Raw genomic sequence first — 14,175 nt, forward strand, 5'->3', positions numbered from 1 at the left:
GGGGTGGCATCCGGGCGCCTTCCAGGGGGCGGCGGTACCATGCGCGGGTGAGTGTGCTGCAGACGGATCCCCCCGGGCCCACCCCCGGCGCGATGCGTCCCCGCCGCTCCAAGAAGGTGTACCGCCGACGCCGGATCGTCGCCCTCATCATCGGCCTGATCGTCGTCGCCGGCCTCGTCGCCGCCGTCGTGCTCGTGCCGCCCGTGCTCACCCGCGCGGCCGCCGTCGCACGCTACGACGCCGCCGAGAAGCAGCTCGGCGAACTGCGCGGCAAGCTCGACGCCGCCTACGCCGACGCGGGAGACGGCACGGGCCGGCCGCCGAGCGCCGACCAGCTCGACGCGATCCTCGCCGACGGCAGCGGCCTCGTCACCGACGACGCCGCGAGTGCCCTGCAGACCGCCCGCGAGGACGCGGCCGCCGCCCTCGGCGGGGGCGACTCCGACATCCTCGCGCGGCCCGCGCTCGACACCGCCACCGCATCCGTCGCCGAGCTCGACGCCGAGAGCGCCGTGCTCGAGGCGGGGCTCGACGGACTGCGCGACACCGTCGACGCGGCGCCCGACAAGGTCGCGGCCGCCGCGCAGGCGCTCGGCACCGCGTGGGACGACTTCCGCACCGCCGTCGTCGCGGAAGGCACCCGGCAGCTCGGCGCCTACTCGGACGCCGAGAAGAGCACCGAGGACGCCCTCTACCAAGCGCTCACCGCGTTCCAGGACGCGCCCGCCGACCAGGCGGAGGCGGCGCTCACCGCCGCCGGCGCCGCATCCGCCTCCATGATCGCCGACGCCGAGGCGTACCGCGCGCAGATCGTCGCCGCGGCCTCCGGCAGCAGCCAGCCGACCGGCGGCGACGTCGACGCGCAGCTCGGCTACCTGCTCGACCACTGGCAGAACTACAACACCGCCGCGTGGAACGACTACAACGCCTACGGCGGCGACTGCGTCAACTTCACGAGCCAGGGCCTGCTCGCCCGCGGCTGGAAGATGGACGGCACCTGGAGCTCGCCCGGCGCGTCCGGCTTCGCCAGCAAGGCGTGGATCTCGACCACCGCCATGGAGGCCTACCTCAAGTCGCAGGGCTTCGTCTCCAACGACAACGACCACCTCGACCGGGTGCGCGTCGGCGACGTCGGCATCTTCGACTGGGGCGAGAAGGGCCCGGGCGTCGACCACACGATGACCGTGTCGAAGGTCGAGTACACGCCCGACGGCCCCGTCGTCTACTTCGTCAGCCACAACTCCGACGGCGACTACCGCGAACTGCAGTACACCCTCTTCACGCAGCACCAGAACTCGAAGGTGCGGATCTACTCGATCCCGTAGGCCCGCTTCGCCGGGCCCCCTCCCGCTGGTTGAGTAGCGCCCGGAGGGCGCGTATCGAAACCCGTGCAGACGTGGATGCGTGGGGCCTCACCGACGACGGGCGCCCCGTCGAGGGGCGTCCGTCGTGGTCTCGATACACCGCCTGCGGCGGCACTCGACCAGCGGCGGTGGGGCGCGCCTGCGGCGGCACTCGACCAGCGGGGGTGGGGCGCGCCGCCGAGCGGCGCTCGACCGGCGGGAAGCGCTACCCCAGCGCCGCGTCGACGATGCGCTTCGCCTCCGCCTGCACGAGCGCCAGGTGCTCGGGCCCGCGGAACGACTCGGCGTAGATCTTGTACACGTTCTCGGTGCCGCTCGGCCGCGCCGCGAACCAGGCGTGCTCGCTCGTCACCTTCACCCCGCCGATCGCGGCCCAGTTGCCGGGCGCGTGCGAGAGCCTCGCCGTGATCGGGTCGCCCGCGAGCTCGGTCGCCGTGATGTCGTCGCCCGAGAGCTTGCCGAGCCGCGCCTTCTGCTCCGGCGTCGCCGCGGCGTCCACCCGCGCGTAGGCGGGGTCGCCGAACTCGGCCGTCAGCTCGCGGTACAGCTCGCTCGGGCTCTTGCCGGTCACCGCGCGGATCTCGGCCGCCAGCAGGGCGAGCAGGATGCCGTCCTTGTCGGTCGTCCACGCCCTGCCGTCGAGCGTCAGGAAGCTCGCGCCCGCCGACTCCTCGCCGCCGAAGCCGACCGAGCCGTCGACGAGGCCCGGTACGAACCACTTGAACCCGACCGGCACCTCCCACAGCCGCCGCCCGAGCGAGGCGGCGACGCGGTCGATCATCGAGCTCGAGACGAGCGTCTTGCCGATCGCCGCATCCGGACGCCAGCCCGGCCGGTGCGCGTACAGGTACTGGATGGCGACCGCGAGGTAGTGGTTGGGGTTCATGAGCCCGCCGTCGGGCGTGACGATGCCGTGCCGGTCGGCGTCGGCGTCGTTGCCGGTGAGGATCGCGTAGTCGCCCGCGCGGGCCACGACGGATGCCATGGCCGAGGGCGAGGACGGGTCCATGCGGATCTTCTCGTCCCAGTCGAGCGTCATGAACGACCACCTCGGGTCGACGGCCGGGTTCACGACCTCGAGGTCGAGCCCGTAGCGCTCGGCGATGAGCTCCCAGTAGTGCACGCTCGCCCCGCCGAGCGGGTCGGCGCCGAGCTTCAGCCCCGAGGAGGCGATCGCCTCCATGTCGAGCACGCCCGCGAGGTCGTCGACGTACGCCCCTCGGAAGTCGTAGCTGTCGACCCCCGAGGGCTCCGCGAACCGCACCTCGCGGTTGCCGCCCTCGATGATCGCGTTCGCGCGCGCCGCGATCCAACCCGTCGCATCCGAGTCGGCCGGGCCGCCGTGCGGCGGGTTGTACTTGAAGCCGCCGTCGCGCGGCGGGTTGTGGCTCGGCGTGATGACGATGCCGTCGGCCTGGGGCTCGCCCGGGTTGTCGGTGTTGTACCGGATGATGGCGCGGCTGAGCGCGGGGGTCGGCACGTAGTCGTCGTACTCGTCGGCGATCGCGTGCACCCCGTTCGCCTCGAGCACCCCGAGCGCGGTGGTCTGGGCGGGGGCCGAGAGTCCGTGGGTGTCGGCGCCGACGAACAGGGGACCCGTGACGCCCTGCTCGGCGCGGTACTCGACGATCGCCTGGGTGATGGCGGCGATGTGGGTCTCGGTGAAGGCGCCGTCGAGGCTCGAGCCGCGGTGCCCGCTCGTGCCGAACACGACCCGCTGGGCGGCATCCGTCATGTCGGGGGTGCGGTGGTAGTACGCGTCGACGAGCTCGTGCACGTCGATCAGGTCGGACGGCTGGGCGGGGGTTCCGGCACGCGAGGTCATGCGACCATCCTGCCCGCTAGGCTCGCGGACGTGTACAGCTATCTCGGCCCCGCGGGCACCTTCACCTGGGCGGCGCTCGCCCAGGTGCCGGAGGCGGCGGGGACCGAGTGGCGCAGCGTCAACAACGTGGGCGAGGCGCTCGACGACGTCGTGAGCGGGCGCAGCACGGCCGCCATGATCGCGATCGAGAACTCGGTCGAGGGCGGCGTCTCGGCCACCCAGGACGCCCTCGCCAACATCCCGGGGCTGCGGATCGTGGGCGAGTACCTCGTGTCCGTCAACTTCCAGCTCGTCGCGCGGCCGGGCACCCGCCTCGAGGAGGTGCGGGTCATCAACGCGCACCCCGTCGCCTACGCGCAGTGCCACCTGTGGCTCGACGCGACCCTGCCGAGCCACGGGCACATCCCGTCGACCTCGAACGTGGCGGCGCCCGCCGAGCTGCTCGAGTCGACGAACGCCGACGCGGCCATCGCACCCCCCGGCATCACGGCGCACCTGCCGCTCGAGGTGCTCGCCGAGGACATCGCCGACAACGCGGAGGCGGTGACCCGCTTCGTGCTCGTGTCGCGTTCGCGCGTCATCCCGCCGCGCACCGGCGCCGACAAGACGAGCGTCATCGTCGAGCTGCCGACCGATCAGCCGGGCGCGCTCGTCGAGATGCTCGAGCAGTTCGCCACCCGCGGGGTGAACCTCAGCCTGCTCGAGTCGCGCCCCATCGGCGACGCCCTCGGCCGCTACCGCTTCATCGTCGACCTCGACGGTCACGTGCTCGACGAGCGGGTCGCGGATGCGCTGCTCGGCCTCAAGCGGTTCAGCCCGAGCGTGCAGTTCCTCGGCTCCTACCCGCGCGCCGACCAGCAGCACGTCGAGGTGACGAGCCGCTACGACGACCAGGTCTTCATCGACGCGCGCGACTGGCTGCGCGACATCGTGAGCGGCGCGCCCGCCGCGGAGTGACGGCGAGGTGCGGCCTGCGGCCGCGCTGTGTCTTGCGGGACGGCCGCGATGCGGCCTTCCCGCTGTTGAGTGCCGCGCGCCGGGCGTCACCCCTTCCGCTGGTTGAGTGCCGCGCGAAGCGCGGTGTATCGAAACCAGCGAAGGCGCCCCTCGATGGGGCGCCTTCGCTCGGTGAGGCCCCACTGGTCCACGTCTGCATGGGTTTCGATACGCCCGCTGCGCGGGCTACTCAACCCGCGGGGGCAACCAGCGGGAGGGGGCAACCCAACCCGCCTACGCGTCGCGGGGGAGGCGCACCACGAGGGCTGCGGGGTCGACGTGGGCGCGGAAGCCGTTGATGAGGCCCAACTCGTCGCCGTCGAGCTGGAAGTCCTCGGGATGGTCGAGGTCGACGTGCAGGCGGCGCCCGCGCAGGTAGCGCATCGCCCGCACCGGCTTCTGCCGCAGGTCGAGCAGTTTGCGCCCCATCGAGCTGCGGCGCAGCACCCCGTTCTCCCACAGCACGCCCACCCACACGCGCGCCCAGCCGAAGAAGCCCTCGGGGCGCAGCATGACGATGTCGAACAGGCCGTCGTCGAGTTCCGCATCCGGCAGCAGGTGCACGTTGCCGGGCAGGGTGCCGCAGTTGCCGACGATGACGGTGTGCGCCCGCGACGCCTTCACCTCGCCGTCGTCGAGGCGGTAGTTCACCTTCAGCACCTCGCGGTCGACGAGCGCGCGCGCGATGGCGTCGACGTAGGCGAGCCAGCCGACCCGCTTCTTCAGCTCGGGGTTGGTGTTGGCGATCATCTTCGCGTCGAGCCCGACGCCCGCCATGACGAGGAACGCGAACTCCTCGCTGCCGCCGTCGGCGCGGTCGATCTCGATCACCCCGACGTCGATCGCGCCGTCGAAGCCGGTGAAGGCGTAGTCGACCATGCGTTCGAGGTGGCTGGTGTTGACGTCGAGCCGCAGGTTGCGGGCGAGCAGGTTGCCGGTGCCGCAGGGCAGTACCGAGATGGCGACGCCGGTGCCGCGCAGTACCTGCCCGACGGCGCGGACGGTGCCGTCGCCGCCGCACGCGATCACCACATCCGGCGCGGAGGCGAGGGCCTGCCGGGTCTGCCCGTAGCCCGGGTCGTCGGGGGTGGTCTCGAACCAGATGCTCTTCGCCCAGCCGTGCTCGCTCTCGGAGACGGCGACCGCGGCGCGCAGCCGGTCGATGTCGACCTTGATCGGGTTGTAGACGACGGCCGCCCGCTTGGGTGCACCTGCGTCGGGCGGCGTCATGGTCTCACGGTAGGCCATGAGCCACGCGCCCGACAGGCTCCTAGACTTGAGGCGTGATCGACCCCGTGCTGCTGCGTGAGAACCCGGATGCCGTGAGAGCCTCGCAGGAGCGTCGCGGGGCATCCGTCGCCCTCGTCGACGACGCGCTCGCGGCGGATGTGGGCCGCCGCGCCGCGATCTCGGCGTTCGAAACCCTGCGGGCGGAGCAGAACGCCTTCGGCAAGACGGTCGCGCAGGCGCCGAAGGAGCAGAAGGCGGCGCTCGTCGCGCAGGCGCAGGAGCTGGCCGCGAAGGTGAAGGACGCGCAGCGCGCGAGCACCGAGGCCGAGGAGCGCTTCGCCGAGGTGGCCGGGTCGATCCCGAACATCGTCATCGACGGGGTGCCCGCCGGGGGCGAGGACGACTTCGTGACGCTGCGCGAGGTGGGCGGGAGGCCGAGCTTCGACTTCGCCCCCCGCGACCACCTGGAGCTCGGCGAGCTGCTCGACGCGATCGACATGGAACGCGGCGCGAAGGTGTCGGGCGCCCGGTTCTACTTCCTGAAGGGCGTCGGTGCGCGGCTCGAGTTCGCGCTCATCCAGTTGGGTCTGCAGCGCGCGCTCGAGGCGGGCTTCACCCCGCTCATCACCCCGACGCTCGTGCGACCCGACATCATGGCCGGCACCGGCTTCCTCGGCGCGCACGCCGACGAGATCTACTACCTGGAGCGCGACGAGCTCTACCTCACCGGCACGAGCGAGGTGGCGCTCGCCGGCTACCACAAGGACGAGATCATCGACGTCTCGGCGGGCCCCAAGCGCTACGCCGGCATCTCGACCTGCTACCGGCGCGAGGCCGGCTCGGGCGGCAAGGACACCCGCGGCATCATCCGCGTGCACCAGTTCCAGAAGCTGGAGATGTTCAGCTACATCGACCCCGCGGATGCCGAGGCCGAGCACGAGCGTCTGCTCGCCCTGCAGGAGGGGATGCTGCAGAGCCTCGGCCTGTCGTATCGCGTGATCGACACGGCCGCGGGCGACCTCGGCACGAGCGCCGCGCGCAAGTTCGACGTGGAGGCGTGGGTGCCTACCCAGGACGCCTACCGCGAGCTCACCTCGACGAGCAACTGCACGACCTTCCAGGCGCGACGCCTCGACATCCGCCGCCGTGGCGAGGACGGCCGGACGAGCCCCGTCGCGACCCTCAACGGCACGCTCGCCACGACCCGCTGGATCGTGGCGCTGCTGGAGACCCACCAGCGCGCCGACGGCTCGGTGGCGGTGCCGGAGGTGCTGCAACCGTTCCTCGGCCTCGAGGTGCTGGAGCCCGTGAAGTGACGGCGCTCGCCCCCGAGGACCGCTGGCTCATCGGCCTCGACATCGACGGCACCGTGCTGCACGAGGACGGCCAGCTCGACGACCGCGTGGCGGCCGAGATCCGCCGGGTGCGCGATCTCGGCCACGAGATCATGCCCTCGACGGGCCGCTCGGTGTCGATGACGCTGCCCGTGATCGACCGGGTCGGCATCGCGCCGTCGTTCGCGGTGTGCGCGAACGGGGCGATCGTGATGCGACGCGACAAGGAGGCGCCGGTCGGCTGGGTGCGCGACCGCGTCGAGACGTTCGACCCGCGCGAGGTGCTCACGACGATCAGCGGCCACCTGCGCGGTGCGAGCTACGCCGTGGAGGACGAGGAGGGGTTGTTCCGCTTCAGCGGCCCGTTCCCGGAGGGCGCGCTCGCCGCGGGCCGCCTGCAGGTGGAGTTCGAGGAGCTGCTCACCACCCGCGCGACGCGCGTCGTGGTGCTGTCGCCCGGCCACGCGATCGAGGACTTCCTGAAGATCGTCGAGCGGATGGGCCTGCACAAGGTGAGCTACAACGTCGGCTGGACGGCGTGGCTCGACATCGCCCCCGACGGTGTCAACAAGGGCACCGGCATGGAGTACGTGCGCGAGACGCTCGGCATCTCGCGCGAGCACGTCATGGTGATCGGCGACGGACGCAACGACATCGACATGTTCGAGTGGGCGGCATCCGGGGGCGGCGTCGCGATCGCGATGGGGCAGGCGCCGGATGAGGTGAAGGCCGTGTCGACGGATGTCACGGGCACCGACCTCGAACAGGGCGTCGCCAGCGCTCTCGCACGGTATTTCCAGGGTTGACGACCCCTTCTCCCTTACACTCGATTCCGGTCAACCGAGGAGGGCTGTCCGAGCGGCCGATGGAGCCGGTCTTGAAAACCGGTGGGCAGTGATGTCTCGTGGGTTCGAATCCCACGCCCTCCGCTGCACGTCGTCCCCGTCCGTTTTCCGAGCCTGATCCCGAGAAGAGGTGTCCGTGTCCGAGCAGGAGCAGCTGCGCGATCGTTCCCAGCGCGCCCGGGCGCCCCGCCCCACCGGCATCGCGCGGCATGGACGGCTTCCGCGGTCGCGGGCCTGGAAGACGGTGCTCGGGCTGATCGGCTCGACCGTCGCCGTCGTGCTCGTCGCCACGACCTCGGTCGGTGCGATCGCCATCATGCAGCTCAAGCAGGAGCTCGACGACACGGGCGTGACGATCAACGAGACCGAGGCGCCCATCCCCGAGATCGGCGCCTACGAGGGCGGCTTCAACGTGCTGGTCGTCGGCAGCGACGCCTACTACGACCGCGACAGCGTGCTCAACGACGTCAACATCCTCGTGCACGTCTCCGCCGACCAGACGAGCGCTGTCGCGGTGAGCTTCCCGCGCGACATGGTCGTGCCGTTCCCCCCGTGCACCAACGAGGAGACGGGCCGCAAGACGAGCGCCGCCTCCGGCATCCCGATCAACAGCGCCCTCTCCTACGGTGGCCTCAACTGCGTCGTCGACGTGGTGCGCAACTTCACGGGCCTCGAGATCCAGTACGCCGCCATGATCGGCTTCGAGGGGGTCGCCAACATGGCGACCGCGGTCGGCGGCGTGGATGTCTGCGTGCAGGGTGAGATCCACGACAAGTACGTGGGCCTCGACCTGGAGGCGGGGACCCACCACCTCGACGGCTGGCAGGCGCTGCAGTTCGTGCGTTCGCGTCACGGTGTCGGCGACGGCTCCGACCTCACGCGTATCAGCTCGCAGCAGGTGTTCATGTCGGCTCTGCTGCGCAAGCTGAAGTCGGAGGACACGCTCACCAACGTCGGCAAGCTGTGGGGCATCGCGAATGCCGCGCTCGAGAACATGAAGCTGTCGAAGGAGCTCACCCAGGTTCCGACGATGATCGCCATGGCGAAGGCGCTCAGCAACATCCCGATGGACCGCATCACCTTCGTGCAGTACCCGGGCAGCACCGGCGGCACGGGGATCTACGCGGGCAAGGTGCAGCCGAACAAGACGCTCGGCACCCAGCTGATCGACGCGATCAAGGCCGACCAGGCGATCGCCGTCGAGGCCGGTGACGGTCGCGGCTCGGAGCTCGACCCGAACGCGACGCAGGAGCCGACGGCCCCCGAGACCTCGACGCCGGACCCGACCGGCTCGGCGACCCCCACCCCGGAGCAGACCCTGTCGGAGGCGGTCACGATCAACGGTCTGCGCGGTCAGACGGCGGCAGACCAGACCTGCACGATCGGCAACTGACGCGCGTCGGGAGCCCATCCCGCTGTGGGTATGATGGGCAGGCAGTACCGGGAGACGTCGCATAGTCCGGTCGAGTGCACCACCCTGCTAAGGTGGAGACCCCTCCGGGGGTCCGAGGGTTCAAATCCCTCCGTCTCCGCGAACGATGAAAGCCCCGCCGCGTGCGGGGCTTTCGTCGTTGTCGGGAGCCGGAAGGACGCGAAGCCTTCACACGAGGGTGGGCCCACGCCGCCGGAGGCTCCGCGCGCCGCGCAGCGGCGGGTGGAGGGGCGGTGGGGACAAATCCCTCCGTCTCCGCATCGTGAAACCCCGCTTCGGCGGGGTTTCGGCGTTTGCGGTCGAGACGGGAGACCATCAGGACCCGGAAGCTGCATCTCATACTGTCGGCGGCGGCGTGTATGACTTAGGCTACTAAGTCATACACGTGAGGTGATGCGGTATGGGATCGTGGCCGGCGGCGACAGCCGAGGTGTTCGAGTGGCGATCGCTCGCGCGCGCGGAAACGGGTCCGGGCCTCGCCGAGTACCTGGGCGGTCCGCGCGAGTACACCGCGACGATTCCGGCATCGATCGCCGGAGTCGACGTGGCGCTACCGGCCGCCCTGCTCGCGGCCGCGGACGAGGCCGCTCGTGAATTGAGTCGGTTCGATGCCGAGCTGGGCCACCGCGTCGCGGCGTTCGCGCCCGTGCTGTTGCGGAGCGAGGCTGCAGCCTCGTCGCAGATCGAGCAGCTCACGGCGAGCGCCCGTGCGATCTTCTCGGCGGAGCTCGGCGCTCGGGGAGCCCGCAACGCATTGCTCATCGCGGCGAACACCTCCGCACTCCAGGCCGCCGTGGATCTCGCAGGAGAACTCGGCCCGGCCGCCATCCGCCAGATGCACGCGGTTCTCATGGCGGAGCAGCCCCGGCACGCGCCCGGCCGGTGGCGCGAGGAGCCGGTCTGGATCGGGGTCTCGTCGCAGTCGCCGGTCGGGGCGGACTTCGTGGCTCCTCCGTGGGAGCTCGTCCCCGGGCTGATCGACGACCTCGTGGCTTTCACCGGGCGGCTGGATGTGCTGCCGCTGGTGTCCACGGCGGTCGCACACGCGCAGTTCGAGACCATCCACCCGTTCACCGACGGGAATGGCCGAACCGGTCGTGCGCTGGCTCAGGCGATGCTCCGACATCGCGCGGTCACCCGCAGCGTCGCCGTACCGGTCTCTGCGGGTCTGCTCTCGGACGTCGAGGGGTACCACCGGGCGTTGACGGCATACCGCGCCGGCGACGCCGAACCGATCGTCGCCAGGTTCACGGAGGCGAGCGTGCGCGCGGTGGCCAACGCACGCGAGCTGGTGGCTGACATCGATGCGATCCACGCCGGGTGGCGCGAGCGTGTGCGGGCCCGCTCGGACAGCGGAGTGTGGCGGGTGCTGGACGTCGTCGCCCGGACTCCTGTGGTGGATGCCGCGCTGATCGCCCGCGAGCTCGGCATCCGGACGCAGAACGCGTACCCGCTGCTGCGTGACCTCACGGAGAAGGGCGTGCTTGCGGCGAAGAACGAGTATCGGATCGGAACCCTCTGGCGTAGCGAGGAGATCCTCGACGCCGTCGACCGCTTCGCGAGGCGCGCAGGTCGTCGGCAGCGGGCCTAAGGAGGCGTGGATGCGGGGCGTCGGGGTCGGCGGGCTGCTCGTCGCCGTGCTGTTCGGTGCGGCGGGGTGCGCCCCCTCGCCGGCGCCGGCGCTGCCGGACGGCGTGCAGGTGCAGCTCGTGCAGCTGCGTTCGGACGTCGCCGACCGCACGGCCCAGGTACGGGTGGTGAACGGATCGGACGCCGACCTCGTCGTGGAGCGGCTCGTCGTCGAGGATGACTGGTTCGCCGGCCCCGCCGAGCGCGAGAAGCGCAGCGCGATCGCCGCCGGGCGCACGGTCGACCTGCGCATCCAGCTGCCGGAGTCGGCGTGCGAGGGCGAACCGGCCGCGGGGGAGCGGCGCAGCCGCGCCCTGCTCGAGCTGGCCGGCATCGGCACCGTCGAGGTCGATCTCGTCGACCCGCTCGGGTTCAGCGTCCGCCTGCACGAGCGGGAGTGCCTCGCGCACGACGCGGCCGCCGTCGCGGGTATCCGCATCTCGGGTTTCGTGGCATCCCCCGCGGGCGAGCCCGCGCGGCTGGAGCTCGCGATCGAGCCCACCGGCGGCGATGGCGCGATCGAGCTGCTCGAGTTGCGGCCGACCAACCTGCTGCAGTTCACCACGGCCGAGTCGAGCCCGCATCCGCTCGGCGTCACGGTCGCCGGATCCGACGCACCGCAGACCCTGCAGATTCCGCTCGTGCCACAGCGGTGCGACCCGCACGCCGTCATGGAGGACAAGCGCGGCACGGTGTTCGGCCTCTCGCTGCGCGCCGACGGCGTGGAGGGCGTCGTCGACGTGGCGGCGTCGGACGAGCTCAAGGGGCGGATGCTGCGCTGGGTCGCCGACTGGTGCGGATACGCGTGATTTCAGAGCACCGCCGAGTGGCGGCGCGGCTGACCGACCGTCTCGAGCAGCCGCGCGACGTCGCGACTCGGGGGCTCGCCGAACTGGCGACGGTACTCACGGCTGAACTGCGAGGGGCTCTCGTAGCCGACGGCGTATGCGGTGCCGGCGATGTCGGCGGGGTCGGCGAGCAGCCGCAGCCGCGCCTCCTGCAGCCGGATGCTCTTCTGGTACTGGATGGGGCTCATCGCGGTGACGGTGTGGAACGCGCGGTGGAACGCCGAGGCACTCATGTTCGCGAGCGACGCCAGCTCGTCGACGCGCACCGTCTCGGCGTAGCGCTCGCGCATCCATCGGGCGACGTGGCGCACGCGGCTCAGGCTGCTGTCGGCGAGGCCGAGCTGGCGCACGGTCGCCCCCTGCTCGCCCGACATGACGAGCCAGAGGATCTCGCGCTCGATCATCGGGGCGAGCACGGGGATGTCGCGCGGGGTGTCGAGCAGCCGCAGCATCCGCACCGCCGCGTCGAGCAGGCGCGCGGATGCGGTGCCCACGGCGATCGCGGGTGGGACGGGTTCGCCGCGCACGGGCCGCGCGACGTCGGCGGCGGCGGGGTTGAGCAGCAGCTCCGCGATGACCTCCGGACGCAGCTCGAGCCCGAAGCCGAGGGCGGGGTGGTCGGGCGACACGTCCGTGTAACGTCCGCTCACGGGCACCTCGACCGAGGCGACGAGGAACTGCCCCGGGCCGTAGTCGTGCACGGCGTCGCCGACCGAGAGGCGCTTCGAACCCTGGGCGACGATCGCGAGCACCGTGCCCGTCGTCGACTCGTCCTGCGGCCCGGACTCGTCCTGACGGGCGACGAGCACGCCGGGGATGGCGGTGGGCGAGACCCCGTTCGCGGCGTGGCGGACGAGCAGGCTCTGCAGTTCGGGCAACGACATGCGCCGATTCAAGCAGCACGACCGCACCGGTGTCGCCGGATCGTGGCGGATCGAGCAGGATCAGGCAAGGGTCTGGCGTGAATCCCCTACCGCCCCCCTGCGGCTCGCGGCTTGGCTGGAGGGCATGAACAGTCAGCAGAACGAACACCCGTCCGTCGTCGTGGTGACCGGTGCGAGCGCCGGCATCGGGCGCAGCGCCGCCGTCGAGATCGCCCGGCGCGGCTCCGGCGTCATCGCGACCTACCACTCTCGCCCGGAGGGCGCCGAGGAGACCGTCGCCCTCATCGAGGAGCTCGGAGGGCGGGCTCACGCGCTCCGGCTCGACGTCGGCGACACCGCGACCTTCCCCGCCTTCCACGACGCGGTGCGCGACCTCCTCGCCTCCGAGTGGGGCGCCGACAGCATCGACGCGCTCGTCAACAACGCCGGCTTCGGCGGCGGCCGCTCCTTCGAGGAGATGACCGAGGAAGCCTTCGACGACTACTACCGCGTGCTGTTGCGCGGCCCCTACTTCCTCACCCGGTCGCTCCTGCCGCTGCTCGCGCCGGGCGGCGCGATCCTCAGCGTCTCCAGCAGCTCCGTGCGCCCCGGCGACACCGAGCCCGGCTACTCCGGGTACGCGGGGATGAAGGCCGGCCTCATCACGGCGAGCCGCTTCCTGGCCCGCGAGCTCGGCGAGCGCGGCATCCGCGTCAACACGATCGCACCCGGACCCACCCGTACGCGCCTCGGCGGCGACGCCTTCGAGAAGTACCCGGAGATCATCGCCCCGCTCGCCGCGAAGACGGTGCTCGGCCGCATCGGCGAACCCGAGGACATCGGGCGCGTCATCGCGTTCCTCGTCTCGCCCGAGGCGGCCTGGATCACCGGCCAGGACATCCAGGTGTCCGGCGGGTACGCGCTGTGACCTCCGTCGAGGGTCGTTGGGGCACGGTCGTGCTCACGGGTGCGACGAGCGGCATCGGCGAGGCGACGGCGCGGCTGCTCGTCACGCGGTGCGAGGTGCTCGTCGTCCAGGGGCCCGAGTCTGCGGATGCCGTCGCGCCGCTGCTGCGGGAGCTGCGGACGCGGGGCCGCGCCGAGGTGCACTACGTGCCGGCGGACTTCACGAGCCTCGACGCCGTCGTCGACGCGGCGCGCGCGATCCGGGCGCGGGTGCCGCACGGGATCGACCTGCTCATCAACGACGCGGGTGTGCCGGGTGCTCCCGAGCGGCTCCTGACCGTCGACGGCTTCGAGCGCACCCTCCAGGTGAACGCGCTCGCGCCCGCGCTCCTCACGCGCCTGCTCGTGCCGGCGCTCGCCGCGGGCGCGCGCATCGTCAACGTCGGCTCGTCGGCGCACCGGGTCGAGCGGTTCCACCTCGACGACCCCGACCTCGTCCACGACTACTCGCCGGTGGCGGCCTACGCGCGGTCGAAGCTCGCGATGGTCACCTGGTCGGCACTGCTCGCCGAGGAGGAGGCGGGCACCTCGACGACCGTCGTCGCGCTGTGCCCGGGACTCAACGACACCCCGCTGAGCGCGGCGATGATGGGTCGCATCGGCGGACCGCCGTCGCGCGGGGCCGAGCGCGTGCTGCATGCAACGGTCGCGGACGTGCCGTCGGGTTCGTACCTCGAGGACGATCGGGTCGTCGCCCCGAGTCCCGAGGTGACCGACCCGGGCAACCGGGCGCGGCTCGCCGCCCTCTACGTCGGGCGGCTCGCGCCCGTCGCCTCCCGGAGATGACGAAGGAGAGGGGCGACCCCTCTCCGCCTCCAATCTATCGAACGACCCGGGGCTTGC

General features: G+C 71.7%; 12 protein-coding genes and 2 tRNA genes. 11 read left to right on the top strand and 3 right to left on the bottom strand.

Annotation, left to right across the window (positions count from 1 at the left end):
* The first annotated feature begins 47 nt into the window (after positions 1-47).
* Positions 48-1,325: an amidase domain-containing protein gene (locus D7I47_RS06775; protein ID WP_120762338.1), complete on the top strand. Its 1,278-nt coding sequence runs from the start codon at positions 48-50 to the stop codon at positions 1,323-1,325.
* 244 nt (positions 1,326-1,569) lie between these two features.
* On the opposite strand, the gene pgm is transcribed toward D7I47_RS06775, so the two are convergent.
* Positions 1,570-3,189, bottom strand: a complete 1,620-nt coding sequence (pgm, locus tag D7I47_RS06780; protein WP_120762339.1) for a phosphoglucomutase (alpha-D-glucose-1,6-bisphosphate-dependent) — start codon at positions 3,187-3,189, stop codon at positions 1,570-1,572.
* Positions 3,190-3,219: 30 nt separating this feature from the next.
* Between pgm and pheA the strand changes: the two genes are divergently transcribed.
* On the top strand, positions 3,220-4,146 hold the full coding sequence (pheA, locus tag D7I47_RS06785) for a prephenate dehydratase (protein ID WP_227000917.1): 927 nt from the start codon (positions 3,220-3,222) through the stop codon (positions 4,144-4,146).
* 273 nt (positions 4,147-4,419) lie between these two features.
* On the opposite strand, the gene D7I47_RS06790 is transcribed toward pheA, so the two are convergent.
* Complete coding sequence (locus D7I47_RS06790; RefSeq protein WP_120763851.1) at positions 4,420-5,415, bottom strand: diacylglycerol/lipid kinase family protein; 996 nt, start codon at positions 5,413-5,415, stop codon at positions 4,420-4,422.
* Positions 5,416-5,468: 53 nt separating this feature from the next.
* On the opposite strand from D7I47_RS06790, the gene serS reads away from it, so the two are divergent.
* From serS to D7I47_RS06825, 7 genes are all read left to right on the top strand, one after another.
* The gene (serS, locus tag D7I47_RS06795; RefSeq protein ID WP_120762340.1) at positions 5,469-6,731 is read left to right on the top strand and encodes a serine--tRNA ligase; all 1,263 of its coding nucleotides are present in this window, start codon (positions 5,469-5,471) and stop codon (positions 6,729-6,731) included.
* Entirely contained in the window at positions 6,728-7,555 is an 828-nt protein-coding gene (locus D7I47_RS06800) for an HAD family hydrolase (protein WP_120762341.1), read from the top strand. The genes serS and D7I47_RS06800 overlap by 4 nt, the downstream gene beginning before the upstream one ends.
* Before the next feature lie 38 nt (positions 7,556-7,593).
* Positions 7,594-7,678, top strand: a tRNA-Ser gene (locus D7I47_RS06805).
* Positions 7,679-7,730: 52 nt separating this feature from the next.
* A complete protein-coding gene (locus tag D7I47_RS06810; RefSeq protein ID WP_120763852.1) occupies positions 7,731-8,987 on the top strand; it encodes an LCP family protein in 1,257 nt (418 codons plus the stop codon).
* A 50-nt stretch (positions 8,988-9,037) separates the two neighbouring features.
* A tRNA-Ser gene (locus tag D7I47_RS06815) sits at positions 9,038-9,126 on the top strand.
* Between the two features lie 300 nt (positions 9,127-9,426).
* Positions 9,427-10,617: a Fic family protein gene (locus D7I47_RS15220; RefSeq protein ID WP_120762342.1), complete on the top strand. Its 1,191-nt coding sequence runs from the start codon at positions 9,427-9,429 to the stop codon at positions 10,615-10,617.
* Between the two features lie 10 nt (positions 10,618-10,627).
* Complete coding sequence (locus tag D7I47_RS06825) at positions 10,628-11,464, top strand: hypothetical protein (protein WP_120762343.1); 837 nt, start codon at positions 10,628-10,630, stop codon at positions 11,462-11,464.
* Positions 11,465-11,466: 2 nt separating this feature from the next.
* Here D7I47_RS06825 and D7I47_RS06830 read toward each other — a convergent pair whose 3' ends face one another.
* The gene (locus tag D7I47_RS06830) at positions 11,467-12,387 is read right to left on the bottom strand and encodes an AraC family transcriptional regulator (RefSeq protein WP_120762344.1); all 921 of its coding nucleotides are present in this window, start codon (positions 12,385-12,387) and stop codon (positions 11,467-11,469) included.
* A 124-nt stretch (positions 12,388-12,511) separates the two neighbouring features.
* Between D7I47_RS06830 and D7I47_RS06835 the strand changes: the two genes are divergently transcribed.
* Together D7I47_RS06835 and D7I47_RS06840 are read left to right on the top strand one after the other, a co-directional pair.
* Entirely contained in the window at positions 12,512-13,294 is a 783-nt protein-coding gene (locus D7I47_RS06835; protein WP_120762345.1) for an SDR family NAD(P)-dependent oxidoreductase, read from the top strand.
* On the top strand, positions 13,291-14,118 hold the full coding sequence (locus D7I47_RS06840; protein ID WP_120762346.1) for an SDR family NAD(P)-dependent oxidoreductase: 828 nt from the start codon (positions 13,291-13,293) through the stop codon (positions 14,116-14,118). Before D7I47_RS06835 ends, D7I47_RS06840 begins: the two co-directional genes overlap by 4 nt.
* Positions 14,119-14,175 lie beyond the last annotated feature (57 nt).

This window comes from Protaetiibacter intestinalis (genome assembly GCF_003627075.1).
In the GTDB taxonomy this organism is placed as follows: Bacteria; Actinomycetota; Actinomycetes; order Actinomycetales; family Microbacteriaceae; genus Homoserinibacter; species Homoserinibacter intestinalis.

Bases quoted from the DNA above. Each gene is read 5' to 3' on its own strand.
- pgm (WP_120762339.1), bottom strand. From the start codon at position 3,189: ATGACCTCGCGTGCCGGAACCCCCGCCCAGCCGTCCGACCTGATCGAC.
- D7I47_RS06790 (WP_120763851.1), bottom strand. From the start codon at position 5,415: ATGACGCCGCCCGACGCAGGTGCACCCAAGCGGGCGGCCGTCGTCTAC.
- D7I47_RS15220 (WP_120762342.1), top strand. From the start codon at position 9,427: ATGGGATCGTGGCCGGCGGCGACAGCCGAGGTGTTCGAGTGGCGATCG.
- D7I47_RS06825 (WP_120762343.1), top strand. From the start codon at position 10,628: ATGCGGGGCGTCGGGGTCGGCGGGCTGCTCGTCGCCGTGCTGTTCGGT.
- D7I47_RS06830 (WP_120762344.1), bottom strand. From the start codon at position 12,387: ATGTCGTTGCCCGAACTGCAGAGCCTGCTCGTCCGCCACGCCGCGAAC.
- D7I47_RS06835 (WP_120762345.1), top strand. From the start codon at position 12,512: ATGAACAGTCAGCAGAACGAACACCCGTCCGTCGTCGTGGTGACCGGT.